The organism is Dietzia sp. NCCP-2495 (assembly GCF_026011735.1).
Lineage (GTDB): Bacteria > Actinomycetota > Actinomycetes > Mycobacteriales > Mycobacteriaceae > Dietzia.
Genome location: NZ_BRVN01000010.1, coordinates 16,472 through 38,275, shown reverse-complemented (window position 1 = coordinate 38,275; position 21,804 = coordinate 16,472). Strand labels below are relative to the sequence as shown.

Sequence of the window (21,804 nt, the reverse complement as noted above, 5' to 3'; positions counted from 1 at the left end):
CTCCCCTCCAGCGCTCGGGCCCCGGCGCTCCCCTGCAGCACTGGGGCCTCGGCGCTGAACCGGCCCTGATCTGGGGCTGAGCATGGCCTGAATCGTGGGCGAGGTCACCGCATCGCCCTTCGCACTCCGGGCAGGTGATCCGTACCGTCGCGGACGTGAACGAGCTGACTCTTCCCCTTCCCGATCTCGCGATGTCCGACGTGATGCAGGAGTGGCTGGTCAACAAGCCGGTCATGATCGTCGTGTACATCCTGTTGGCGTTGGTCGTGCGGTGGTTGCTCCACCGCGGCATCGACCGCGTCACCACACCCGCCCCGGACGGCAGCACGCGCCGCCTGTGGCCCCGACGCCGCGCACGGTCCGAGGGCGGGGCCCTCACCGATGTCGACGGGGCCGGTGACGAGAGTGACGACGACACCGGGGTAAGCGCCGACGAGAGCGGTGGGCTGACCGCCGAGAGTCTCAACAAGAGCAATCACCGGAAGCCGGCGGAGCAGGCAATCGCCGACCGGAAGCGGGCCGAGCGGCGGGCGCAACGGATGCTCACCATCGGCTCGGTGCTCAAGTCGCTGGTGTCCTTCGTCGTCCTGGTCTGGGTGATCCTGCAGACGCTGGCGATCCTCGGCGTCAACGTGGCGCCGTTCATCGCCTCGGCCGGCATCGTCGGCGTGGCGCTGGGCTTCGGCGCGCAGGCACTGGTGCGGGACTTCCTGTCCGGGCTGTTCATGCTCTTCGAGGACCAGTACGGCGTGGGCGACTGGGTGGACCTGGGCGACGCCGAGGGCACCGTGGAGAACGTCGGCCTGCGCATCACGTCCGTCCGCGACCTGCACGGCACGCTCTGGTACTGCCGCAACGGCGACATCCAGCGCGTGGGCAACTACAGCCAGGACTTCGGCGTGGCGTTCCTCGAGATCCCGGTGTCCTACGGCGCGGACATCGACCGTGCCTGCACCATCGCGATCGACACCGCCAAGCGCGCGGCGGCCAGGGAGCCGATCAGGTCCAACCTCATCTCCGGGCCGGAGCTGGCCGGTGTCAACGAGCTGGGGGCGGATTCGTGGTCGCTGCGGATGACCGCGGTCACCCACGCCAACATGCAGTGGGCGACGGAGCGTGAGCTGCGGCGGCGCATCCGCAACGCGTTCGCCGAGGCCGGGATCGACGCCCCCTACCAGCAGGGTCTTCCGGTGTCGCCGATGAAGGCCCTGTCCCCGGCCGAATAGTCGGACAGCTGCGGGGGCCTAGCCGGTCGGTGGCCGCCCGGTCGGAGGACAACTCAGGCGGTCGCCGCCCGGTCGGAGCCTGCCCGGTCAGCCGCCCAGCGCCCGGTCGACGCTGAACCGGCCGGCCCCGACTGCTGCGACGAGCAACGCGCCCACTCCCAGCGCCACGACGAGTTCCCAGCCGTTCTGGGTGACGAACGGGCCGTTGGTGGCGTGGACGAAGTAGAACGCCCCGGCCATGTCCACGCCGAGCAGGATGCCGGCGAGAGGGGTGAGGATCCCGGCGACCAGCGCAATCCCGGCCACCAGTTCGACACCGGCGACGATCGCGGCGGTGACGAACGGCTGGGGGACGCCGTAGGTGGCGAACTGCTCCCCCACCCGCGTCACGCCGAGCGTGAAGAACTTCTGCCATCCATGTGCCACGAACACCACACCGAGCCCGACCCTCGCCAGGAGGATCGCGGCGTCGGTGAGGGTCTCCATCCCCCTCACGGGAGTCGGCCCGCGGCGGCCTTGTTGATCTTGCGGGAGATGAGCTTCATCGCCAGGCGGTACGCGGGCGGCGCGAACTTCTGGGCCGCAAACGCCAGTCGGATGTCGGGCGAGGTGTAGATGAGGTAGCGGCCCTTACGGACGCCCTCGAGCATTGACTCGGCGGCCTGATCGGGGGTGACGGCGTGCCGCTGGAACTGCGCGGCGGTCTTGGCCACCTCGGGATCGGACCGGTCCACTCCGGCGATTTCGATGGTGCCCACGAGCGGGGTGTCGACGGCGCCCGGGCAGACCAGGTGTACGCCGATGTCATAGGGGGCCAGGTCGAAGCGCAGGACCTCGGCGATCCCGCGGATGCCGAACTTGGCGGCACTGTAGGCGGCGTGCCAGGGCAGCCCGAGGAGCCCGGCGGCGGAGGACACCATCACCAGAGCGGCAGGCTTGCGGGCGACCATCATGGCGGGGATGAACGCCTCGATCACGTGGATCGTGCCCATGAGGTTGACCTCGACCATGGACCGCCACACGCGGTGTTCGAGCACGTCCGGCCGCCCCCAGGCGGAGTTCCCGGCCACGTGGAGGATCGCGTCGGGGGCACCGTGCTCGGCGATGACCTTCTCGCCGAAGGCGGTGACCGCCTCGTGGTCGGTGAGGTCGAGCGCCTCGGACACCAGCACGGCCGCGCCCTGCACCTCGCAGTCCCGCGCGGTCGCCTGCAGGCCCTCGTCCTTCACGTCGGTCAGCACGAGCCGGGCGCCCTCGCCGGCGAGCCTGATCGCCGTCGACCGTCCGATCCCGCTGGCCGCCCCGGTGACGACGCACAGTGTGTCCCGGTAGTCCTTGATCCGTCGCTTCGGCATCTGCTCCCCTGTCCCGGCCCGCGAAGTCGGATCGGACCGCTGGTGTCCCACCGTAGCGGTCGGCGGGCCCTCGTGACCGGACGTCTCGCGGCGTGGGTCAGGCGCGGTGCAGAGCTCAGTCGTGAGTCCCGACGGCCTCGAGGGCGGTCCGGACCTCGTCGCGCTCGACCCCACTGAGCGGCAGAACCGGGTGATGGAGTCCCTCCGGACGGACCAGTCCGATCTCGGCAGCGATCGCCGACACCGCGCGGTAGCTGCCGTAGGAGTCGAACAGGTCCCACACCGGGTTCAACTCCGCGGACAGTTCCAACGCCCGCTCCCGGTCCCCCTCTTGGGCGGCGACGGTGATCGCCTTGCACGTCTTCGGGAACACGCCCGCGAGCACGCTGTACCAGGTGTCGCACCCACCGAGCAGCCCCTGCGCGCCCACCCGGTCCCCGCTGATCCCCAACGACACGTAGCGCGACACCGCCTCGCGGAGGTCGGCGAGTTGTTCGTGCGACCGGTCGGGGTCGGCCGTCACGGGTGGGATCTTGACCGAGACCACTCGGGGCAGCGCGGCCACCTCGGTGAGCACTTCGCGGGTGAAGGTGTAGCCGGTGGTGACCGGGTTGTCGTACACCACCACAGGCAGGTAGGTCTCGCCGGTGACCGTCCGGTACAGGGACACCACCTCAGCCGGGCGGAGTCGCTGGTAGCCCAGCGGCGGCACGAGGATCCCGGCCGCTCCCGCGTCCTCGGCGTCCGCCACGTGCTCGAGGATCTCCCGCGTCGTGAGCGCCCCCACCCCCACGATCACCGGGCGGGATCCGGCCGCGCGCACGGCGACCCGGGCGAGGTCGCGTCGATGATGCCGCGGAAGGTACGGGTAGCCGCCGGTCGAGCCCAGCGCCCCCACGGAATCGACTCCGGCGGCGACCAGCCCGGCGATCAGGCGGGAGTAGGCGTCGAGGTCGGGCTCGCCACCGTTGTCGGGTCCCCCGCTGGTGAACGGGGTCAGGGGGAATGCACTCAGTCCACTGAACACGCCGACCACTATGCCTCGTCCGCACAGCGCCGTCGACATCACCAGCGCCACGCGGAGAGCGACTCCGGGGGCAGGCCAGGAGTCAGTCCGGGATCACGCCGCGCGACTACGAGGCGAAGGATCGTGCCGCGTCTCTACGACGCGGAGGATCGCGCCGGGATCGGCCGCACGTACTCCCGCAGGACACACCGGCTGCCGGAGTAGATGGTGGCCATGCAGCGGTTGCAGTGCACGCACAGCGACCGGCGACGCTCGTCCTCCTGCAACTTGAGCGGCAGGTCGGGCTCGCGGAGCAAGCCGCGGCCCATGGCCACGAAGTCGAATCCGGCGCCCGTGGCCTTGTCCATCGACGGGCGGTCGACGATGCCACCGAGCAGCATCATCGGCAGGTCGATCGCCTCGCGGATCTGCCGCGCGTCGTCGAACATGTACGCGTCGGTGTACGGGTATTCCTTGAACATCTTCGGGCCGATGACCTTCATGCCCATCTTGATGACCGCAGGCTGCGTGGCGGCGAACTCCGCGAGCGGCGCGTCACCCTTGAACAGGTAGATCGGGTTGAGCAGCGAACTACCGACCGTCATGACCAGGGCGTCGGCGGCCTTCGGGAGAGGTGGCGAGGTAGGCGACGGTGGTCATACCCACCCCACCGCGCGCGTATTCGGCGTGGAACTCGATCAGCTCGTCGGTCACGCGTCCGTTCGGGCATCTGCCTTCGAAGGTGGCGGCCTTGACGATGCGGTTACGCAGCGTCACATTGCCGATCTTGCCGGGACTGAAGACGTCGGGCGCGGGGGTTCCAGGCGCGAGAGACATGCCGGAACTATAACGTGTTCCACCAATCGCCGGGGTGCCTGCCAGCAGTTTTGCACCTGCAAGCGCCGTTGTCGTCGTCGTCGGGACCCAATCCCTCCGCCTACCTGCGCGGCATAGGGTCACCTCTCCCGCACCCACCACGCACCTCAGGCGCCGGATCCCATCTCGACGAGCAACACGCCCGCGGCGATCAGCCCGATCCCGGCCACCATCAACGGCGTCAGCGCCTCCTTGAACAGCACGCGGCTCAGCAGCGCCGTCAGGGCCACGCCCGTCGCCGTCCATACCCCGTACGCCACGCCGAGCGCCATCCCCGCCGCCAACGTGAGCGAGAGCAACACGAACGACGCCAGATACCCGGGCACCACCAGCGCGTACCAGCGCGGCACCTCCACGGCCCGGCGCAGCGAGAGGGTCGCGGCGACCTCGCAGGCGATGGCCGACGCGAGGTACACCCACGCGATCACGAGCGAGCCTCGCGGGTCGGCACCGAATCCGCCGCCCGCTGCGACCCCAACTCGACGCACAGCACACCCGCGATGATCACGGCGATCCCCAGCGCCATCAGCCCCGTCAGCGGCTCGCCGAAGATCCACGCCGACAAGACCGCGGTCATCGCCACGCCAGCCGCGCCCCAGATCCCGTACGCGACGCCCAGTGGCAGACCGGCCCGGAGGGTGCGGGCGAGAAACACGAACGAGCCGAGGTATCCGCCGACGACGACGACGTACAGCACCGGCGTCTCGAGCGCCCCCTTCAGGGACAGCGATCCGGAGACCTCCAGCGCGATGGCGCAGGCGAGGAAAAGCCAGCGGCGGGCCGGCGAGGCGATCCCTGGGGCGGATGCGGAGATGCCCGGGGCTGCGGGCGTGGAGCTCGACGTTGCCAGCTCGGCACGCGGATCAGTCGACACCGCGTCGATGCTACGGATGCCGCCAGGCCTCGACCCCATTGACACCGCCCCGCAGCAGGAGAATCGTTGGCCGCGTCGACTCCGCGCGCACGACTCGCGACCGCGCCGGAACCGACCTCGAGGAGTTCTCGATGATCTTCGTCAACCTCCCCACCATGGCCCGTGGCCTACGTCGCCGAGCACGGCGCCGGGCCGGATCCGGTTCCCGGGAGCTGAGGGTCGAGACTCGAGCCCGCCTGCAACGCCAGCACCCGCTGAATGCTCAGAGGCCGTCCCCGCTTTCCGCGGGAACGGCCTCTGACCTGTCTCTATTGTGGAGCTAAGGGGAATCGAACCCCTGACCTTCTCGATGCGAACGAGACGCGCTACCAACTGCGCTATAGCCCCCCGCAACTCTTACGAGTCGCGGTTGCCACCCTCTCGAGCAGCGGGGATTACCTTACCAGCACCCCTGGGCCGCAAACCAAACCGGGAGGGTGGAGGGGCCCCGATGCCGCCCGCCAGAGCCGTTTGCCCATGTCCCGTCGCTCGCGTCCCACCGCCCGTCACTCGCCCGCCGTGTGCGTGTGCATCCGCATGCCGTCGTCGTTGAAGATGCTGATCACCTGAGCCGGCTTCGCCCCGGCGGCGGACATGCTGTGCGGCACGCGCGTGTCGAACTCGGCGGCCTCCCCGCGCACGAGGATCAGCTCCTGATCCCCCAGCACCAATCGGAGCTTGCCGGACAGGACGTAGATCCACTCGAACCCGTCGTGCACGCGCGGCTCCGGCGTCGTCGGGGCCGGTGGATAGGTGATCTTGTAGGTGGATACGGGAGATCCCTCTGGCGCGAGCGGGGCGATCGTCATCCCGTCGCGATAGATGACGGGCCGCCGCACCCGCGGATCGGCGACCTCGGGCGCCACCAGATCGTCGAGTCGGATCCCGAGCTGCCGGACCAGTGGGAGCAGGAGCTCGAGACTGGCTTGACGCTTCCCCGATTCCAGTCGGGAGAGCGTGCTCGCCGACATCTCCGCCCTCTCAGCCAGCTCGTCGAGCGTCCAGCCACGACTGTGCCGAAACGCCCGGAGCCTCAGTCCCACCTGCTTGAGGTCATCGGCCACCACACATCAACTCCTTGCCAATACTGCAAACTGCCTTGCAGTATAAGCACGGTCGCGGACACACTACATCCATGAGAGAAAACCCCACCACCCCACTGACAGACCGCTGGGATGCGATCGTCATCGGCGGTGGCGCCGCCGGACTGTCCGCAGCCCTGATGCTCGGCCGCGCCCGCCGCCGCGTCCTCGTGGTGGACGCAGGCGAGCCCCGCAACCGGTTCGCCGCCCACATGCACGGCGTCCTGGGCGACGACGGCACGGACCCCGCCGAACTCCTCCGCCGCGGCCGCCACGAACTGTCGGCGTACCACGTCACCGTCCGACGTGGTGTGGTGACGAGCGTGGAGGAGGGCGACGACGACGAGGCCGGCCTAACCGTCCGGTTCGCTGACGCCGCGCCCGCCGTCGCGCGGGCCCTGATCCTGGCGACGGGAATGACCGATGGCCTTCCCGAGATTCCCGGGCTCCGCGACCGCTGGGGCACCAGCGTCCTGCACTGCCCGTACTGCCACGGGTGGGAGGTCCGGGGCCGCCGGCTAGCAGTTCTGGGGACGAGCGAGATGTCGCTCCACCAGGCGCAGCTCGTGCGCCAGTGGAGCGCGGATCTCGTGTTCTTCACCGCCGCACTCGGCGAGATCGACCCCCCGGTCGCGTCACGGCTCGCCTCTCGCGGCGTCACGCTGATCGACACTCCAGTCCGTGAGGTCGTCTCCCGTGACGGCGAGCTGCGCGGCGTCCGGCTTGCCGACGGCTCGATGGTGGAGGTCGACGCGATCTTCGTCGCCTCGCAGGCGCAGCCCCACGACGATCTCGTCGCGCACTTCGATCTGGAGCGGGCGAGCACTCCAATGGGGTCGTTCCTCGCCACGGACATCGTGGGACAGACCAGCCACCCGCGGATCTGGGCAGCCGGGAACGTGTCCGACCCGAGCGCGACCGTACCCGTGGCCATGGCAGCCGGCGCCAGGGCCGGCGGCATGGTCAACATGGCGCTCGTGACCGAGGACTTCGACGCCGCCGAGCGCGCCGCTGCCGGCGACTCCTCAGCCGACTACACGACCTCCGCCGACTCCCCCGCCGAGCACGCCACCTCCGTCGACTCCCCCGCCGACCACTGGGAGCGCCGGCACTCCGGTGGCGAGATCCGCTGGTCGGGCAACGTCAACGAGTCCACCGCCGCGGTGGTCCGCACGCTCGAAGCCGGAGACGTCCTCGAGCTCGGCTGCGGTGAGGGCGGCGACGCGGTCTGGCTCGCCGAGCACGGTTGGCAGGTCACCGCAGTGGACATCTCCCCCACCGCCACCGCTCGCGGGGCCGACGCCGCATCCGCGCGTGGAGTCTCCAGCAGCATCGAGTGGGTGGCGCACGACCTGACCACGTGGCATACCGACAAGCAGTTCGACCTGGTGACGGCCAGCTTCTTCCACTCCGAGGTCGAGCTCCAGCGCATCGACATCCTTCGTCGCGCTGCCGACCGCCTCCGCCCCGGCGGACATCTACTGCTCGTCACGCACGTCCACGGCCGCTCTCACGGACACGGGAACGGCCACGGCGTGCACGCATTGCCCACCCCCGCCGAAGAGCTCGAGCAGCTCGCCTTCGACCCCGCGGCGTGGGAGGTCGTCATGCAGGAGATCCGCCCGCGCGAGATAACGTCTCCTGACGGCACGCAGACGGCCACGATCAAGGACGGCGTTCTTCTCCTCCGTCGCCTCACCTGAGAGGCGCCCGCGCCAGCCAGCTCCAGTCTTGAGGCTTCCGGCCCAGCCCCCACGGAAATGACTCACGCCGCGACCGGATCTCCGGTCGCGGCGTGTGTCGTCGCGTCAACAGTGGCGGGCGCGAATCTCCCGATCCACCGGCTCGGGTGCGTCTCAGCCGACCGCCCTGCGCAGCGGCTCGCGGCGGAAGCCCCGGTCGTCGTGGTGGCCGGGATCGCTGCCCTCGTACTGGTCGACCGTGTCCAGCACGTCGAATGCGGGGTCCTCGTCGTCGATCTCCAGCACCACGGCACCGGGCCGGCGCAGGCGCGGCGGTACGATCGACAGTTCGTCGTCCTCACGCGACTCGACGCCCAGCCGGGCGCGACGCATGCGCTCGACGCGGCGCCGACGCAGACTCTCCTCGAGCCGCACCTGCCGACGCAGGTAAGTCATGTAAGCGGCCAGCAGCAGGATCGAGCCGCCGGCGAACCACCAGACAGCCGGAACGGTGAGCAGTGCGGCGATCACCGCGACCACGGACAGTCCTACGAGGATCAGCGCGGTCCGCTGACGGGCATGCGCACGCTGCTCGGCGGCCAGCCGGTCCGCCATCGGGTCGTAGGCCCCGCGCCCACGCCGCCGCTCGGCGAACGACAGATCCGCGTCGGTGAGCTCGACCTCGGGCTCGGGGTGGTGACGACGACGACCACGGTGCAGGTGCACGGCCTCGGCGTCGATCCCGGCCGCGTCCTCGGCGTGATCGATGTCCTCGGCTGACTGTGCGTGGGCCGGGCGCTCGACCAGCTCGCCGTCGACCACCTCGGGTCGTGAGGCCTCGACGGACTCGGCGTACTCCGCGGCATCGGCCGACTCGGTGGCCTCGTCGAACTCCGCATCATCGATGCTCCGGTTGGCCCGCACGCCGGCGTCTCCGGCGGATGCGGCGGCCGGCACGGCACGGCCCCTCCGGGACGCCCCGTCGACACCGGCCCCGCTGCCGGCCTCGGACACGGTCGGGATCTCGGTCGTGATCTCCTCGGAGGACGCCTCGTCGTCGGCGGCCGCCGCGCGACGCTCCTCCATCGCGCGACGGACGGCCTCGCCCCGACGGCTGGCGGCCTCGCGGCGCAAGGTCTGCTCGAACATGTGCTCCCACGTCTCGGTGTCGAGCAGTTCGGCGTCGGTGGCACCGGCCCCTGACGGCAGCCCGAAGAGCGACTCCTCCGGCTCGACCTGCACGGGGTCCGCGGCCGCGCGCCCACGGCTGGGCACGAGGCGGCCGGAACCACCGGAGTACAGCGTTCGCGTCTGGGCCAACGCGTCACCGGTGCGGCGGATCGGATTGCGCGACCGGATGAGCATCGGCGCGAGGACGAAGAGCCAGACCACCACCAGTAGGATGATCAGCAGCGAGCTCGACATCGATCAGGCCTCCTCGAGCGTCTACCCCGACTCGGGACGTCGTGGTGAGAAACCAACCGTAACGGCGCAGACCTCGCAGTTCGCGGCGGCGCGCCGCCGGTCACGATGCTCAGGAGTTACTCAGACGCGGGTGGCCAGACCCGCACCGACGAGAGCCGCCACGGCACCCCGCCCGTGCTCCTCGCGGGTGCGCGCCACGAGCAGGTGATCCCGCCAGGCACCGTCCACGTGGAGGTAGCGCCTGAGCAGTCCCTCTTCGCGGAAGCCGCAGCGTTCGAGCACCACCCGGCTCGCGTGGTTCTGGGGTCGCACGGTGGCGTCGACCCGGTGCAGAGCCCCCGCACCGAGGGCGTGATCCAGCCCCAGCGCCAGCGCCGCGGTGGCCACTCCGCCACCGGTGAAGGGCTGACCGACCCAGTAGCCAATCCAGCCCGAGTGCAGGGCTCCACGGACGATGCCGCCGACCGTGATCTGCCCGGCGTAGCGGCCGTCGACCTCGATGGCGGCCGGGATCGTCGCGCCGGCCCGTGCAAAGCGACGCAGCTGCCCGTGGATCGCGGGCCAGGCGCGAGGCGAGTTGTTCTCGTGCCAGCGTCCCTCGACAGTCGGCTCCCACGGTTCGAGGTAGTCGCGCTCCGTCAACCGCAGTGCCGACCAGTCCCGCGCGTCCCGGCGTCGCACCGGCCGGAGCGTGACCACCCCGGCTCGTACGCGCAGTGGCCCGGCCTCGATCGGCCAGCCCGGGTGGTCGGCGCCCTCCCCCAACAGCGCGTCGAGCATGTCGTCCGGTGTCCGGTCGTCTCAGCCGCGCTGGGCGAGGAACATCACGTCCACCTCGTCGCCGGCCCGGACCGAGCTGATCTCGGGGTCGATCACCACGAGGCAGTTCGCCTCGGCGAGCGACGCCAACAGGTGGGTGGAGGCGCCCTGGGCGCCGCCGAGTGCCCGGACCAGGTATTCGCCGGTGTCCGTGTCACGCATGAGCTGTCCACGCAGGTACCCGCGGCGCCCCTCGACCGAGGAGATCGGTGCGACGGTCCTGGCCCGGACGGTGCGCCGCATGGGCTGCCGCTTGCCCAGCGCGATGCGGATCAGGGGACGCACCATGATCTCGAACACCACCAGCGCACTGACGGGGTTCGACGGGAGCAGAAAGGTCGGTACTTCGTCGCGTCCGAGGCGACCGAAGCCCTGGACGGAGCCGGGGTGCATGGCGACACGGTTGACCTCGATCTCGCCGAGTGCGGCCATGACCTGCCGGATTCGGGTCGTGGCCTCGCCGCCGGCGGCGCCGGAGACCACCACGATCTCGGAGCGCACGAGTTGGCCCTCGAGGACCTCCCGCAGGTGGGCGGGCTCGGTGCTGGTGATACCGACCCGGTGTACGTCGGCGCCGGCGTCGCGGCCAGCGGCCGTGAGGGCGTACGAGTTCACGTCGTAGACCTGCCCGGTCCCCGGCGAGGCGTCCACGTCGAGCAGTTCGTCGCCCACCGAGATGACGGACATGCGGGGCTTGGGGTGCACGAGCACCTTCGCGCGCCCGACCGAGGCGAGCAGCCCGACCTGGGCGGGGCCGATGATCGCGCCCGCACGCACGGCCACGTCACCGGGCTGCACGTCGTCGCCGATGCGGCGGACGTAGTCGCCGGTCCGGACGCCGCGTGTCGGGGTGATGTTCCGGCCCGACTGGTCGGCCCAGCCCACGGGCAGGACGGCGTCGGCGAGAGTGGGCAGCGGCGCTCCGGTGTCCACCCGGACGACCTGGCCGGGTTGGAGTCGGGTGGGCTGTCGCGAGCCGGCGGTGATCTGTCCGACCACGGGCAGCGTCGTCGGCCCCTCCTGGTCGTCGCTGCCACGCCCGTCGCCGACGCGGATGTCGACACTGCGCACGGCGTAGCCGTCGATGGCCGCCTGGTCGAAGGACGGGAGCGGGCGCTCGGCCACGACCTCCTCCGCGCAGAGGAGTCCCTGCGCCTCGGAGATCGACACGCGAACGGGGCGCGGCGCGACGGCCGCTGCCGTCACCAGCGCCAGTTGTTCCTCGACGGAGCGCACCAGGGCCCCCTTCCCGTACCAGTTGCCGCCCGGGCCTCATCGGCGCCCACAAGTGCAGGCGCGCGAGGGACCTCGGGTCTGTAGTGGAGAGACTAGCGGCCGAGCGGTCCGGTGCCGCGGCGGCAGCGCCGGGTGCGGTCGGGTTCGCCCCGCGACGGCGTTCGGCCGCCGCGTCCCGGTGTCAGGACCCGAGCCGGTTGGTGAGCCACTCTCGCAGGTCGTCGGCGTATGCCGATTCGCCCAGCGCGAAGTCGACGCAGGCCTTGATGTAGCCGCCGGGGTTGCCGAGATCGTGCCGGTCCCCGTCGTGCACCACGACGTGCACGGGGTGCCCCTCGGAGATGAGCAGGTCGATCGCGTCGGTGAGCTGCAGTTCCCCACCGGCACCGGGGGTGATGCGGCGCAGGGCGTCGAAGATCGCGCGGTCCAGGACATAGCGTCCGGCGGCGGCGAGGTTCGACGGCGCGTCCTCGGCCGCGGGCTTCTCGACCATGCCGAGCACGCGCTTGACCGCCGGGTCGTCGGTGTCCTCGACGTTGAACACGCCGTAGGAGGAGACGTTCTCCGGGTCCACCTCGAACGCGCAGAGGACGCTACCGCCGCGGGCTGCCCGGACCTGCGCCATCTGGCCGAGGATCCCCATGGGGAGCACCAGGTCGTCGGGCAGGAGCACGGCCACGGCCTGCTCGTCTTCGCCCAACACGGACTCGACCTGTGCGACGGCGTGGCCGAGCCCCAGGGGCTCGTCCTGGCGCACGTCCACGACCTCGATGAGGCCGGGCGCGCGCCGCACCTTGTGCAGCAGCACGTCCTTGCCACGATCCTCCAGGGTGCCCTCGAGCACCGGATCGTCGGCGAAGTGCGCCATCACGCCGACCTTGCGTTCGGAGGTGATGATCGCCAGGCGCCCGGCTCCGGCCTCGGTCGCCTCTTCGGCGATGAGCTCGATACCCGGAGTGTCCACGACCGGGAGCAGCTCCTTGGGGACCGTCTTGGTGGCGGGCAGGAACCGGGTGCCGAGGCCGGCGGCGGGCACGACAGCGGTCCGGAACTGCGCATCGGACGAGGAGGTGGACGTCATGCGCCCCACTGTAGACGGCATGCCACCGTCGTCCATGGCGTGCCTCGCCGTGTTCGTCGCCCGCGGTGCTCCCGCCGAGTCCGCTCGACCAGCCCTGCCGGCCACGCTCGTCCTGCAGGTCGCGCCCGCCCCGCCGGTCGCTCTCGCCACTCATGCCGCGCTCGCCCCGCCCGTCCGGACGCGGCAGACTGTCGCCGTGGACAAGTCAGATCTCCGGCGGGTGGTGCTGGCCCGCCGCGCGGCCGTACCGGCGTCGGTGCGTGCGGATCGGGACCGCGCGATCCTCGGCCACCTGGCGGGGATCGTCACCGCCGGGTTGGTGGTGTGCGCCTATGTCCCCGACGACGACGAGGCCGGCGGACCGGGACTTCTCGACGCACTCTCCCGAGTCGGGGCCCGTGTCCTCCTGCCTGTCTCCCCCTCGGTGGGGCCGCTCGGATGGGCGGAGTACACCGGGCCGGCGGACCTGATCCCGGGCAGGTTCGGCATTCCCGTCCCCTCGGCGGAACCAGGAGGTCCGGAGCTCATCGCCGACGCCGATCTCGTCCTGGTTCCCGCGGTCGCCGTGGACCGAGCCGGACAGCGACTGGGACGCGGTGGCGGTTACTACGACCGGTCGCTCGCCTACGCGGGACCGCGCACACGATTGATCGCGCTGATGGATGCGGAGAACGTCCTGGACCGCGTGCCCGTCGAGGAGCACGACCGTGCCGTGGACGGGGTGATCACCGAGGAGGGGGTTCTCGACTTCGGAACCTGGCACTCATCCGAGTAGAGTGCCAATCGTTGTCCCTTCTCTCCGGGAGGCCCCATGCCCACCTACTCGTACCGGTGCCGTGACTGTGACGTCGCGTTCGACATCCAGCAGTCGTTCGACGAGGACACACTGACGGTCTGCCCGCAGTGCGAAGGCTCGCTGCGCAAGCTGTTCAACACCGTGGGCGTCGTGTTCAAGGGCTCCGGCTTCTACCGCACGGACAGCCGCTCCGGCTCGGGGAGTTCCGGCAGCTCGGGTGGCTCAGGCGGCAACGGGGGCTCGGGCTCGTCGAGCAGCACCTCCTCCAGCGGTAGCTCGTCGAGCAGCGGGTCCACCTCCGGTTCGTCCGGCGGCTCGGGCGGTTCGTCGTCGAGTGGTTCCTCCTCGAGCAGCTCATCGTCGAGCGCCTCGTCCTCGAGTGCCTCGTCTTCCGGCGGCTCCTCCTCGTAGCCGGTGTCGACGGCGGCGTCGGCGTCGTCGTCATTCCACAGGCGCTCGGCACCGTCCACAGGCCCCCTCCCTCCGGCTGCCGTCGGCCGTTCGGCGCGGCGGGTGGCCGCTAGCGTCGTGTCGCACCACCCGGATCCCGGGTGCACCGACACGACGGAGGGGCCCACATGCGCCGGACGATCGCCAGCCCGACCACCTCGGGACGATGGCGGCGTCGGCGCATCGCACGGATCGCGGCAGCCACCGCGCTGATCGTCGCCGCGCCGTTCGCCGGGCACTCCGGCAGTGAGAATTCCCACATCGCTGACCAGTCAATAACCAGCGCCGCTCGACTCGACTCTCACATTGGCTCAGGCACGCCACCCGCGTCCGCGGCACCCGGCTCCCTGGCCGCCGCTGCCGGCGGCGCCGCACCGGACTCCGCGGCGCCGGGAGGAGTCGGGGCCGAGGAGATCCGCGTGGTCCCGGTGCCCCTGGCTGATCCGGCCGTCGCCGATGCGCTCGAGGCCGGCGACATGGTTGACCTGCTCACTCTCGCCGACACGACGCCCGATCCCGACCTGCCACCCGAGGCGTCGACGGCCCCCACGGGACCGGTCATCGTGGCCCGGGCGGCGCTCGTGAGAGCTGTCCCGACAGGTCGGTCCGGTGGGCGCTCGATCCTCGTGGAGGTCGGAGAATCGATCGCCCCTCACCTGGCGGCGACCGCCGCCACGAGCCCGCTCGCGGTGGTTGTCCACGGCTGACCGGGCCATGGTGATATCCGTGCTTATCTGACTCCCGTGCTGGTATCGTCCGTCCGGTTCAAATAGAGAACGCACGGACCCATGTCAAGTGGGCCGGGCCATAAAGAGAAGGGGGACTCGATGCTCAAGGGCTTCAAGGACTTCATCATGCAGGGCAACGTGATCGACCTCGCCGTCGCCGTCGTTATCGGCTCGGCGTTCGCCTCCATCGTCGACGCGTTCACCACCGCGATCATCAACCCGCTCATCGCACTACTCGGCGGCAACAAGGAGATCGGCTTCGCCGTTCAGCTGCTGCCGGACAACCCCGAGACCGTCATGGACTTCGGGCTGCTCATCACGGCCGCCATCAACTTCCTGCTGATCGCGGCGATCATCTACTTCGTCCTGGTGGCGCCGATGAACACGATGAAGGAGGCCGCCGCCAAGCGCAAGGGCATCGAGGCCCCGGCCACCGACAACGAGCTGCTGGTCGAGATCCGCGACCTGCTCGCCGGTCGTCCGCTCACCCACCCCTCCGACCCGCAGGCCTGATAGCCGACGGGTCCGCGGGCCCGATGTCGCCCGGGCTCGCACCCGGTGGCCGGTCGCACGGACCGGCCCACCACGCACAGGACCCCGCCTCCTCCCTCTGGAGAAGACGGGGTCCTGTTCTGTGTCTGACCACGAATGCACCTGACGACGTCTGCACCTGGCGGTCAGCCGTGGTGCGGAGGCCGCTGCTCCCGCCACCAGTCGTCGTCGATCCGGCTATCGCGTCCCCTGGCCTCGTCCGACGTGGTCTCGGGGAGCGTCTGACCGAACACGGCGTCCACCCGAGCCTTCACGGCCGCTCGCTCGGCGGCCGACTGATCGTCGGAAACCGGGTCGGCGGTCCCCGGGTCGTCGGTCCCCGTCACAGCTCGTCGAGGTCCGACAGTTGGCCGACGACGTACGACACGAGCGGGCACAGCGTGGCCATGCCGTCGCGGATCGCGGCGCGGCTCGGTGCGAGGTTGGCCACGACCGTGCTGCCGGATACCCCCACGAGCCCCCGGGACACGATCGAGTCCACGGCTCCCGCGGTCAGCCCGGAGGACCGGATGGCCTCGGCGATGCCGGGGAGTCGCTGGTCCAGGATCTCCTCGGTCACCTCCGGGGTGATGTCACGAGGGCCGACACCGGTTCCACCGACGGTCACCACGAAGTCGAACCCGCCGACCACCGCGGTCTCGAGGGCCTTACGGACCTCGGCCTCCTCGGAGGCCACGCCCACGACGCCTCCCACGAAGAAGCCCTCTTCCTCGAGCAGCTCGGTGACCAGTGGCCCGATCGAGTCCTCGTGCTCACCGAGACGGTCGGTCACCACCACGACCATCGCGCGGCCGACGACATGCGGCTCGACCAGATCGGTGCTGTCCGGATCGAATTCGACCGTACTGGGCAGCGTGCGGCCTCCGGGCAACGTCGTCGGATCAAATCTCGTGGTCATCTCGCCTCTCCCAGTACTACGTCGACGGTGCTCGGCTGCTCGCTCTCCTGTGCAGCATAGGTCACGGAGATCGTGTCCCCCGGGGCAAGCGAGCGGATCGCGGCGACAAGCGAGTCACCGCCCTCGATCAGACGGTCACCGACCTTGGTGATGACCGCTCCGTCCTTGATGCCGGCGCGCTCCGCCGGGCTACCGGGCTCGACGGAGTGGACGAGGGCCCCGTTGCCGTCGGGACTGTCGGTGACGGACACGCCGATCACCGCTCGGGTGGCGTACCCCTGCTTGATCAACTGGTCAGCAATCCGACGCGCCTGGTCGACAGGGATAGCGAAGCCCAGTCCGATGGATCCGGAACTGCCCGAGCCCAGCGAGGCGATCGCGGAGTTGATTCCGACGAGCTCGCCGTTCATGTTGACGAGCGCGCCACCCGAGTTGCCCGGGTTCACCGCCGCATCTGTCTGGATCGCGTCGATGACCGTGCTCTGGTCGGACTGCTCACCACCCGCGCGCACCGGCCGGTTCAACGCCGACACGATGCCTGTGGTGATGGTTCCGGACAGCCCCAGGGGGGAGCCGACCGCAGCGACCGCCTGGCCCTCGTCCAGGTTCGCACTGGTCCCGAGCGCGATCGGCGTACGGGGCGTGGACGACTCCGCCTTGATGACGGCGATATCGGTTGTCGGGTCGGTGCCGACGATCGTGGCGGGCGCCGTGGTGCCGTCGTCGAACCGGACCTGGATCTGGCCACCGGCCGCGGCCATCCCGACCACGTGGTTGTTGGTGATGATGAGGCCGTCCTGGGTGAGGATCACGCCGGAGCCCTCACCGCGACCCTGCTGTGCGCGGACATCGATCGAGACCACGCTCGGCAGGACCTTGTCCGCCACCGCCTGGAACGTTCCGTCCGGCGCCTGGCCCTCCGGTTGGTCGACACTGATCGGTGCACCGAGTCCACCGGAGCCGACACCGCCGGACCCGCCGGCCACACTCGCACCGACCCAGCCGCCGAGCCCACCGGAGAGCAACATCGCCGCGACGATCCCGGCGGCGAGAAGACCTCGACCGGACTTCCCCTTCCCCGTGTTCTGCTGCTCCGACGGGGCGACCTGGTGAGGAACCGCACCCATCGGAGGGAAGGTCGTGGTCGGCTGTGGACCCGTCGGCGGGAACGCCGTGGTCGGTTGGCTGCCCGGCCCGTGGGGTCCGCCCTGCTGGGGTCCGGGGTACTGCTGACCCGGCTGAGGTGATCCCGGGTAGGGCTCACCCGCCTGCTGTGGTCCGGGCTGGTGTCCGGCCCCCTGGAGGTACGGGTTCTGCCCGGAGGGCGGGTACTGTCCGCCGGGCCGCTGCGCGCCCCCGCTCCCTCCAGCACCTGCACCTGCACCTGCACCCGTCGACCATTGCTCGCCTGACCCGGGCGTACCCGGAACGCGACCGTTTTCGTTCTCCATGACCTCTATCGTCCCCCACGGTCCTGTGTGCTGGCTGAAACCGCTGCCGACCGGGACAGACGAGTCCGTGGATTTCAGTCGGTCGGCTCGCCACTCCCGGGAAGCGTCATCCGTACCTCGGCGCCGCCGCCGTCGGCATCACCGATCTCCACGGTGCCGCCGTGCCGTGTCACCACCTGTCGGACGATCGCCAGTCCCAGTCCCGAACCCGGCATCGCCCGGGCCACGCGCGAGCGGTGGAACCGCTCGAACACCAGCTGTCGGTCCTCTACCGGCACGCCGGGCCCCTGGTCCGAGACGATCAACTCCATCACCGAGTCGGAGATGGTCTGCATCCGCACCGTGACGATCCCGCCCTTCGGACTCCACTTGGCCGCGTTGTCGCAGATGTTCAGGACAGCGCGCTCGATACCTGCCGAGTCTCCGAACGAGAACCAGGGGATCAGCTCCACCCGGAAGTCCACGTCGTGAGACCGGCGACGGACCCGCTCGAGCGCACGCTCGATGGCGTCCGCCACCGCGACGGGCTCGGGCTCGACCTCACCTGAATCCTCACGCGCAAGTTCCACGAGGTCCCCGACCAGCTGACTCAGCTCCGAGATCTGCCCCACCACGTCCTGTTCGAGCGCACCGCGGTCATCGTCGGGAATCGCCGGAGCCCCCGGTTTACTGGCCGCGATGAGCAGCTCGACATTCGTCCGCAGACTCGTCAGCGGGGTCTTGAGTTCGTGTCCCGCGTCCGCGACCAGGCGCGCCTGTCTCTCCCTGCTCTCCCGCAGAGCGACGAGCATCTGGTTGAAAGAGGCGGTGAGTCGGGCGATCTCGTCGTCCCCGGTCACGGGGATGGGCCGGAGTTCATCGGTTCTCGAGATGCGCTCGACCGCCCGCGTGAGTCTGGCGACGGGCGCCAGGCCCGTCCGGCCGACCGCGGTGCCGGCCACCGCCGCCAACGCGATGCCGGCTGCTCCCACCAGGGTGAGCACGATCGCGAGTCTGTTCAGGGTCTCCCGCGTCGGCCCGAGATCCTGCGCGAGGATGAGCGTGGATCCGTCGCGGACGCCGACCGCGTAGATCTGCTTGCCCCCGGAGGTGCGCAGACTTGATTCTGCGGCCCCGCGCACGACGTTGATCTCGGGGGCACCGATCTGGAAGGGCTCGCCGGTGGCGGTACGTCCGCCGGTCGGCACGACGATCTGTGCGTCCAGGTTGGGATTGAACGCCCGGAGTGCGATGAGGGTACTACGTGACTGCAGCGCGAACTCCGAGGCGAGCTGGCTGTTGATCAGTTGGTCAGCCTGCTGCTGGAGCCGATCGTTGACCTGCTTGTACAGGGATCCGGACACGACGAAGTAGGCCGCGACGGCCATCAAGGCCACCGCGACCCCCACGGAACTCGCCGCCAGCAGCGTCACCCGCCGGTGAAGCGAGATCGGGGCGGGTCTGCGCCCCCTCTCGCGCACCACCACTAGGGCGTCTCGCGCAGCACGTATCCCACACCACGGACCGTGTGGATCAGACGGACCTCGCCCTCCCCTTCGGTCTTGCGTCGCAGATAGCCGATATATACCTCGAGTGCGTTACCGGAGGTCGGAAAGTCGTAGCCCCACACCTCTTCGAGGATATGGCTGCGGGTCAGCACCCGACGCGGGTGATGCATCAGGAGCTCGAGCAGGGAGAACTCGGTGCGGGTCAGCTGGATCCGCCGCTCCCCGCGGGTCACCTCACGGGTCGCGAGGTCCATCCGCAGGTCTTCGAACTCCAGGATCTCCTCCGCGACCTCCGACTCCGAACCACGGCGCCGGAGCAGCGCGCGGAGCCTGGCGAGGAGTTCTTCGAGAGCGAACGGCTTCGGCAGGTAGTCGTCGGCTCCGGCGTCGAGTCCCGCGACCCGCTCGGAGACAGCGTCGCGAGCCGTGAGCATGAGTACCGGAAGGTCGTCCCCGCGACTGCGCAGGATCCGGCACACCTCGAGGCCGTCACGCCTCGGCATCATCACGTCCAGGATCACGGCATCGGGACGGTCCTCGTCGATGTGCTCGACCGCCTCCACGCCATCTCCGGCCAGCTCGACCTCGTAACCGTTGAAAGTCAGTGAACGGCGCAGCGACTCGCGCACCGCCTGGTCGTCATCTACAACGAGGATCTTCATGACACACAGTCTCGCGTACCCGCCTGAACCCCTGCTGAGGAATCGACCCCGACCCCACATACGCCGACGAACCCGGTGGTTCCCCCGCTCACGGGGGATCCACCGGGTTCGTAACCGGGCGTGTGCGTGCGACGCACGAGGCGCCGCCGCCCTCAGCTGATCAGTCGATCAGCGGGAGGAGGGTCAGCGGTCGAGGTCGACCAGACCGAGCTTCGCGGCCTTCACCAGGCGGCGCGGCAGAACGACGGAACGACCATCGATCTTGGTCTCCTGGATGGCGACGTCGTCGGCCTTCCACTGCGAACGGCGGGAATGGGTGTTGGCGCGCGAGAGGCGGCGCTTCGGAACTGCCATGATGTATGTCCTCGGGTCTGTGACGGTGGAGTCGGGGCGCGGTGGCCCCGAGTCTCACTTGGAGCGGCGGGTACGGGTGCCGTAGCGGCGCTGGAACTTCTCGACGCGGCCGGCGGTGTCCATGACACGCTGCGCGCCGGTCCAGAACGGGTGCGACTCGCTGGTCACGTCCACGACGATCAGCGGGTAGGTATTTCCGTCCTCCCACTCGACCGTGCGGTCACTGGTGGAGGTGGAACGGGTCAGGAACTTGGTGCCCGTGCCCGAGTCCTGGAAGACCACCGGGTGGTAGTCGGGGTGGATGTCGTTCTTCATAACTGGATCCCTCTAGCTCGGTAGAAGTCTGTGGGTCTGGCGCCCGTCCCCTCACGAGGCGGGCTGTGGCCAGTGGCCGAACCGGGGATCCCGGCTTCAGCACACGCATCGGTAGATGTTACCCCTATGATGGTCGAGCACCCAATCGACGAGACTCCGCGGACGGTGCCGAGCGCTCCCGAGGCCGCAGATTCCGCCGTTGACGTGCCGATTACCGTTTCAGGCCACCTAGTCGTAAACTAGAACACCGCTGTTGTCTGCACGTTTGCAATCGCCTCTCGGGGTGTTCGCGACGTGGCGATCCATTCTGTTCGGCCCGAGGGTCGACCGGGAGTGGTCATCCGCCGCGCGCCACCCAAGGACGAGGCGGAAGGAGAACCACGCCATGTCGGCGCATTGCCAGGTAACGGGACGGAAGCCGGGTTTCGGCAAGTCCGTCTCGCACTCACACCGCAGGACCAACCGTCGCTGGAACCCGAACATCCAGCGTCGTAGCTACTTCCTGCCCTCGGAGGGACGTCGCGTCACGCTGACCGTCTCGACCAAGGGCATCAAGACCATTGATCGCGATGGAATTGAGGCCGTCGTGGCCCGCATCCGCGCCCGTGGGGAGAAGATCTGAGATGGCCCGTAACGACATTCGTCCCATCATCAAGCTGAAGTCCACGGCCGGTACCGGGTTCACCTACGTGACCCGTAAGAACCGTCGCAACAACCCGGACCGCATCGTCCTCAAGAAGTTCGACCCGGTCGTCCGCAAGCACGTCGAATTCCGAGAGGAGCGCTGACCCGTGGCCAAGAAGTCCAAGATCGCGCGCAACGAGCAGCGCAAGGCGAAGGTCGCCCGGTTCGCCGAGCGCCGCGCCGAGCTCAAGGCAATCATCAAGAACCCCGAGAGCACCGATGAGGCACGCATGGATGCCCAGACCGCTCTCAACAAGATGCCGCGTGACGCCTCGCCCGTGCGGGTGCGTAACCGCGACGTCGCCGATGGTCGCCCCCGCGGCTACCTCCGCAAGTTCGGCCTCTCCCGCGTCCGCATGCGCGAGATGGCCCACCGTGGCGAGCTGCCCGGTGTCACGAAGTCGAGTTGGTGAGTAGGAAACATGGCTAAGGCACGTAGCACCCCGTCCAAGAAGGCCCGGGCCCAGGAGGGCCGCCGGCCCAAGAAGAACCCCTTGAAGGTCGCCGGCATCGAGACCGTCGACTACAAGGACGTCAACACCCTCCGTACGTTCATCTCCGATCGCGGCAAGATCCGTTCGCGTCGCGTCACCGGCCTGACCCCGCAGCAGCAGCGTCAGGTCGCGGTGGCCGTCAAGAATGCACGCGAGATGGCTCTGCTGCCCTTCACCAGCCGCTGAGTCCCGCTCGACGCGCCTAGCGCCGCGTCGGCTCGACCCTGCGCGT

General features: G+C 69.7%; 27 protein-coding genes, 1 tRNA gene and 2 pseudogenes. 10 read left to right on the top strand and 20 right to left on the bottom strand.

Annotation, left to right across the window (positions count from 1 at the left end):
- Window positions 1–137: 137 nt before the first annotated feature.
- Window positions 138–1,226 (top strand): mechanosensitive ion channel family protein, encoded by a 1,089-nt coding sequence (locus OPF83_RS10380; RefSeq protein WP_375546250.1) that lies wholly within the window; start codon window positions 138–140, stop codon window positions 1,224–1,226.
- A gap of 87 nt (window positions 1,227–1,313) precedes the next feature.
- Here the strand turns inward: OPF83_RS10380 and OPF83_RS10375 are convergent, their stop codons facing one another.
- The 8 genes and pseudogenes from OPF83_RS10375 to OPF83_RS10340 all read right to left on the bottom strand — a co-directional run bounded on the left by OPF83_RS10375 (window position 1,314) and on the right by OPF83_RS10340 (window position 6,440).
- Window positions 1,314–1,712, bottom strand: a complete 399-nt coding sequence (locus OPF83_RS10375; RefSeq protein ID WP_264887379.1) for a DoxX family protein — start codon at window positions 1,710–1,712, stop codon at window positions 1,314–1,316.
- Window positions 1,713–1,717: 5 nt separating this feature from the next.
- Entirely contained in the window at window positions 1,718–2,581 is an 864-nt protein-coding gene (locus OPF83_RS10370) for an SDR family oxidoreductase (RefSeq protein ID WP_264887377.1), read from the bottom strand.
- A 115-nt stretch (window positions 2,582–2,696) separates the two neighbouring features.
- Window positions 2,697–3,608 carry a dihydrodipicolinate synthase family protein gene (locus tag OPF83_RS10365; RefSeq protein ID WP_264887376.1) on the bottom strand — a complete coding sequence of 304 codons (912 nt, stop codon included), beginning with the start codon at window positions 3,606–3,608 and terminating at the stop codon, window positions 2,697–2,699.
- 134 nt (window positions 3,609–3,742) lie between these two features.
- Window positions 3,743–4,424: pseudogene (locus tag OPF83_RS10360) on the bottom strand (hypothetical protein).
- Window positions 4,425–4,570: 146 nt separating this feature from the next.
- Window positions 4,571–4,888 carry a multidrug efflux SMR transporter gene (locus OPF83_RS10355; protein ID WP_264887481.1) on the bottom strand — a complete coding sequence of 106 codons (318 nt, stop codon included), beginning with the start codon at window positions 4,886–4,888 and terminating at the stop codon, window positions 4,571–4,573.
- Complete coding sequence (locus tag OPF83_RS10350; protein ID WP_264887480.1) at window positions 4,888–5,256, bottom strand: multidrug efflux SMR transporter; 369 nt, start codon at window positions 5,254–5,256, stop codon at window positions 4,888–4,890. The genes OPF83_RS10355 and OPF83_RS10350 overlap by 1 nt, the downstream gene beginning before the upstream one ends.
- Before the next feature lie 395 nt (window positions 5,257–5,651).
- A tRNA-Ala gene (locus OPF83_RS10345) sits at window positions 5,652–5,724 on the bottom strand.
- A gap of 158 nt (window positions 5,725–5,882) precedes the next feature.
- Window positions 5,883–6,440 carry a helix-turn-helix domain-containing protein gene (locus tag OPF83_RS10340; protein ID WP_264887479.1) on the bottom strand — a complete coding sequence of 186 codons (558 nt, stop codon included), beginning with the start codon at window positions 6,438–6,440 and terminating at the stop codon, window positions 5,883–5,885.
- A gap of 71 nt (window positions 6,441–6,511) precedes the next feature.
- On the opposite strand from OPF83_RS10340, the gene OPF83_RS10335 reads away from it, so the two are divergent.
- A complete protein-coding gene (locus tag OPF83_RS10335) occupies window positions 6,512–8,161 on the top strand; it encodes a bifunctional NAD(P)/FAD-dependent oxidoreductase/class I SAM-dependent methyltransferase (protein ID WP_264887374.1) in 1,650 nt (549 codons plus the stop codon).
- 153 nt (window positions 8,162–8,314) lie between these two features.
- Here the strand turns inward: OPF83_RS10335 and glpR are convergent, their stop codons facing one another.
- The 4 genes from glpR to OPF83_RS10315 all read right to left on the bottom strand — a co-directional run bounded on the left by glpR (window position 8,315) and on the right by OPF83_RS10315 (window position 12,701).
- Window positions 8,315–9,565 (bottom strand): gephyrin-like molybdotransferase receptor GlpR, encoded by a 1,251-nt coding sequence (gene glpR, locus OPF83_RS10330; protein WP_264887373.1) that lies wholly within the window; start codon window positions 9,563–9,565, stop codon window positions 8,315–8,317.
- Between the two features lie 120 nt (window positions 9,566–9,685).
- Window positions 9,686–10,345, bottom strand: coding sequence for a GNAT family N-acetyltransferase (locus OPF83_RS10325; RefSeq protein ID WP_264887372.1), 660 nt, complete (start codon window positions 10,343–10,345; stop codon window positions 9,686–9,688).
- A gap of 21 nt (window positions 10,346–10,366) precedes the next feature.
- Window positions 10,367–11,620 carry a gephyrin-like molybdotransferase Glp gene (glp, locus tag OPF83_RS10320; RefSeq protein WP_264887370.1) on the bottom strand — a complete coding sequence of 418 codons (1,254 nt, stop codon included), beginning with the start codon at window positions 11,618–11,620 and terminating at the stop codon, window positions 10,367–10,369.
- A gap of 181 nt (window positions 11,621–11,801) precedes the next feature.
- Window positions 11,802–12,701: a UTP--glucose-1-phosphate uridylyltransferase gene (locus OPF83_RS10315; RefSeq protein WP_264887368.1), complete on the bottom strand. Its 900-nt coding sequence runs from the start codon at window positions 12,699–12,701 to the stop codon at window positions 11,802–11,804.
- On the opposite strand from OPF83_RS10315, the gene OPF83_RS10310 reads away from it, so the two are divergent.
- Together OPF83_RS10310 and OPF83_RS17505 are read left to right on the top strand one after the other, a co-directional pair.
- Entirely contained in the window at window positions 12,700–13,476 is a 777-nt protein-coding gene (locus tag OPF83_RS10310) for a 5-formyltetrahydrofolate cyclo-ligase (protein ID WP_264887366.1), read from the top strand. The genes OPF83_RS10315 and OPF83_RS10310 overlap by 2 nt on opposite strands.
- A 36-nt stretch (window positions 13,477–13,512) precedes the next feature.
- Window positions 13,513–13,653: pseudogene (locus OPF83_RS17505) on the top strand (FmdB family zinc ribbon protein); the annotation flags it as partial.
- Between the two features lie 14 nt (window positions 13,654–13,667).
- On the opposite strand, the gene OPF83_RS17500 reads toward OPF83_RS17505, so the two are convergent.
- Window positions 13,668–13,967 carry a hypothetical protein gene (locus tag OPF83_RS17500; protein ID WP_375546252.1) on the bottom strand — a complete coding sequence of 100 codons (300 nt, stop codon included), beginning with the start codon at window positions 13,965–13,967 and terminating at the stop codon, window positions 13,668–13,670.
- Between the two features lie 108 nt (window positions 13,968–14,075).
- On the opposite strand from OPF83_RS17500, the gene OPF83_RS10300 reads away from it, so the two are divergent.
- Window positions 14,076–14,654 (top strand): hypothetical protein, encoded by a 579-nt coding sequence (locus OPF83_RS10300; protein ID WP_264887364.1) that lies wholly within the window; start codon window positions 14,076–14,078, stop codon window positions 14,652–14,654.
- A gap of 120 nt (window positions 14,655–14,774) precedes the next feature.
- Window positions 14,775–15,188: a large conductance mechanosensitive channel protein MscL gene (mscL, locus tag OPF83_RS10295; RefSeq protein WP_264887478.1), complete on the top strand. Its 414-nt coding sequence runs from the start codon at window positions 14,775–14,777 to the stop codon at window positions 15,186–15,188.
- A gap of 164 nt (window positions 15,189–15,352) precedes the next feature.
- Here the strand turns inward: mscL and OPF83_RS10290 are convergent, their stop codons facing one another.
- The 7 genes from OPF83_RS10290 to OPF83_RS10260 form a co-directional block, all read right to left on the bottom strand.
- Window positions 15,353–15,553 (bottom strand): hypothetical protein, encoded by a 201-nt coding sequence (locus OPF83_RS10290; RefSeq protein ID WP_264887363.1) that lies wholly within the window; start codon window positions 15,551–15,553, stop codon window positions 15,353–15,355.
- Window positions 15,550–16,125 carry a molybdenum cofactor biosynthesis protein B gene (locus OPF83_RS10285; RefSeq protein WP_264887362.1) on the bottom strand — a complete coding sequence of 192 codons (576 nt, stop codon included), beginning with the start codon at window positions 16,123–16,125 and terminating at the stop codon, window positions 15,550–15,552. The genes OPF83_RS10290 and OPF83_RS10285 overlap by 4 nt, the downstream gene beginning before the upstream one ends.
- A complete protein-coding gene (locus tag OPF83_RS10280) occupies window positions 16,122–17,252 on the bottom strand; it encodes a S1C family serine protease (protein ID WP_264887361.1) in 1,131 nt (376 codons plus the stop codon). The genes OPF83_RS10285 and OPF83_RS10280 overlap by 4 nt, the downstream gene beginning before the upstream one ends.
- Before the next feature lie 398 nt (window positions 17,253–17,650).
- The gene (locus OPF83_RS10275) at window positions 17,651–18,943 is read right to left on the bottom strand and encodes a HAMP domain-containing sensor histidine kinase (RefSeq protein ID WP_264887360.1); all 1,293 of its coding nucleotides are present in this window, start codon (window positions 18,941–18,943) and stop codon (window positions 17,651–17,653) included.
- Window positions 18,944–19,041: 98 nt separating this feature from the next.
- The gene (locus tag OPF83_RS10270) at window positions 19,042–19,725 is read right to left on the bottom strand and encodes a response regulator transcription factor (RefSeq protein ID WP_264887359.1); all 684 of its coding nucleotides are present in this window, start codon (window positions 19,723–19,725) and stop codon (window positions 19,042–19,044) included.
- Window positions 19,726–19,908: 183 nt separating this feature from the next.
- Complete coding sequence (gene rpmF, locus OPF83_RS10265) at window positions 19,909–20,079, bottom strand: 50S ribosomal protein L32 (RefSeq protein WP_264887357.1); 171 nt, start codon at window positions 20,077–20,079, stop codon at window positions 19,909–19,911.
- A gap of 54 nt (window positions 20,080–20,133) precedes the next feature.
- Window positions 20,134–20,394 (bottom strand): type B 50S ribosomal protein L31, encoded by a 261-nt coding sequence (locus OPF83_RS10260; RefSeq protein WP_264887356.1) that lies wholly within the window; start codon window positions 20,392–20,394, stop codon window positions 20,134–20,136.
- 385 nt (window positions 20,395–20,779) lie between these two features.
- Between OPF83_RS10260 and rpmB the strand changes: the two genes are divergently transcribed.
- From rpmB to rpsR, 4 genes are read left to right on the top strand one after another with little or no spacing between them, the layout of a single operon-like run.
- The gene (gene rpmB, locus OPF83_RS10255; protein ID WP_007632788.1) at window positions 20,780–21,016 is read left to right on the top strand and encodes a 50S ribosomal protein L28; all 237 of its coding nucleotides are present in this window, start codon (window positions 20,780–20,782) and stop codon (window positions 21,014–21,016) included.
- Window position 21,017: 1 nt separating this feature from the next.
- Window positions 21,018–21,182 carry a 50S ribosomal protein L33 gene (rpmG, locus tag OPF83_RS10250; protein WP_010542298.1) on the top strand — a complete coding sequence of 55 codons (165 nt, stop codon included), beginning with the start codon at window positions 21,018–21,020 and terminating at the stop codon, window positions 21,180–21,182.
- A gap of 3 nt (window positions 21,183–21,185) precedes the next feature.
- Window positions 21,186–21,491 (top strand): 30S ribosomal protein S14, encoded by a 306-nt coding sequence (rpsN, locus tag OPF83_RS10245; protein WP_017836289.1) that lies wholly within the window; start codon window positions 21,186–21,188, stop codon window positions 21,489–21,491.
- A gap of 9 nt (window positions 21,492–21,500) precedes the next feature.
- Window positions 21,501–21,758 (top strand): 30S ribosomal protein S18, encoded by a 258-nt coding sequence (gene rpsR, locus OPF83_RS10240; RefSeq protein ID WP_230930083.1) that lies wholly within the window; start codon window positions 21,501–21,503, stop codon window positions 21,756–21,758.
- The last annotated feature ends 46 nt before the right edge of the window (window positions 21,759–21,804 follow it).

Bases quoted from the DNA above. Each gene is read 5' to 3' on its own strand.
- OPF83_RS10315 (WP_264887368.1), bottom strand. From the start codon at position 12,701: ATGACGTCCACCTCCTCGTCCGATGCGCAGTTCCGGACCGCTGTCGTG.
- OPF83_RS10375 (WP_264887379.1), bottom strand. From the start codon at position 1,712: ATGGAGACCCTCACCGACGCCGCGATCCTCCTGGCGAGGGTCGGGCTC.
- OPF83_RS10335 (WP_264887374.1), top strand. From the start codon at position 6,512: ATGAGAGAAAACCCCACCACCCCACTGACAGACCGCTGGGATGCGATC.
- OPF83_RS10260 (WP_264887356.1), bottom strand. From the start codon at position 20,394: ATGAAGAACGACATCCACCCCGACTACCACCCGGTGGTCTTCCAGGAC.
- rpmB (WP_007632788.1), top strand. From the start codon at position 20,780: ATGTCGGCGCATTGCCAGGTAACGGGACGGAAGCCGGGTTTCGGCAAG.
- OPF83_RS10275 (WP_264887360.1), bottom strand. From the start codon at position 18,943: ATGGCCGTCGCGGCCTACTTCGTCGTGTCCGGATCCCTGTACAAGCAG.
- OPF83_RS10370 (WP_264887377.1), bottom strand. From the start codon at position 2,581: ATGCCGAAGCGACGGATCAAGGACTACCGGGACACACTGTGCGTCGTC.
- OPF83_RS10300 (WP_264887364.1), top strand. From the start codon at position 14,076: ATGCGCCGGACGATCGCCAGCCCGACCACCTCGGGACGATGGCGGCGT.
- rpsR (WP_230930083.1), top strand. From the start codon at position 21,501: ATGGCTAAGGCACGTAGCACCCCGTCCAAGAAGGCCCGGGCCCAGGAG.
- OPF83_RS10285 (WP_264887362.1), bottom strand. From the start codon at position 16,125: ATGACCACGAGATTTGATCCGACGACGTTGCCCGGAGGCCGCACGCTG.
- OPF83_RS10280 (WP_264887361.1), bottom strand. From the start codon at position 17,252: ATGGGTGCGGTTCCTCACCAGGTCGCCCCGTCGGAGCAGCAGAACACG.
- mscL (WP_264887478.1), top strand. From the start codon at position 14,775: ATGCTCAAGGGCTTCAAGGACTTCATCATGCAGGGCAACGTGATCGAC.
- OPF83_RS10310 (WP_264887366.1), top strand. From the start codon at position 12,700: ATGCGCCCCACTGTAGACGGCATGCCACCGTCGTCCATGGCGTGCCTC.
- rpmG (WP_010542298.1), top strand. From the start codon at position 21,018: ATGGCCCGTAACGACATTCGTCCCATCATCAAGCTGAAGTCCACGGCC.
- glpR (WP_264887373.1), bottom strand. From the start codon at position 9,565: ATGTCGAGCTCGCTGCTGATCATCCTACTGGTGGTGGTCTGGCTCTTC.
- OPF83_RS10325 (WP_264887372.1), bottom strand. From the start codon at position 10,345: ATGCTCGACGCGCTGTTGGGGGAGGGCGCCGACCACCCGGGCTGGCCG.
- rpmF (WP_264887357.1), bottom strand. From the start codon at position 20,079: ATGGCAGTTCCGAAGCGCCGCCTCTCGCGCGCCAACACCCATTCCCGC.
- OPF83_RS10270 (WP_264887359.1), bottom strand. From the start codon at position 19,725: ATGAAGATCCTCGTTGTAGATGACGACCAGGCGGTGCGCGAGTCGCTG.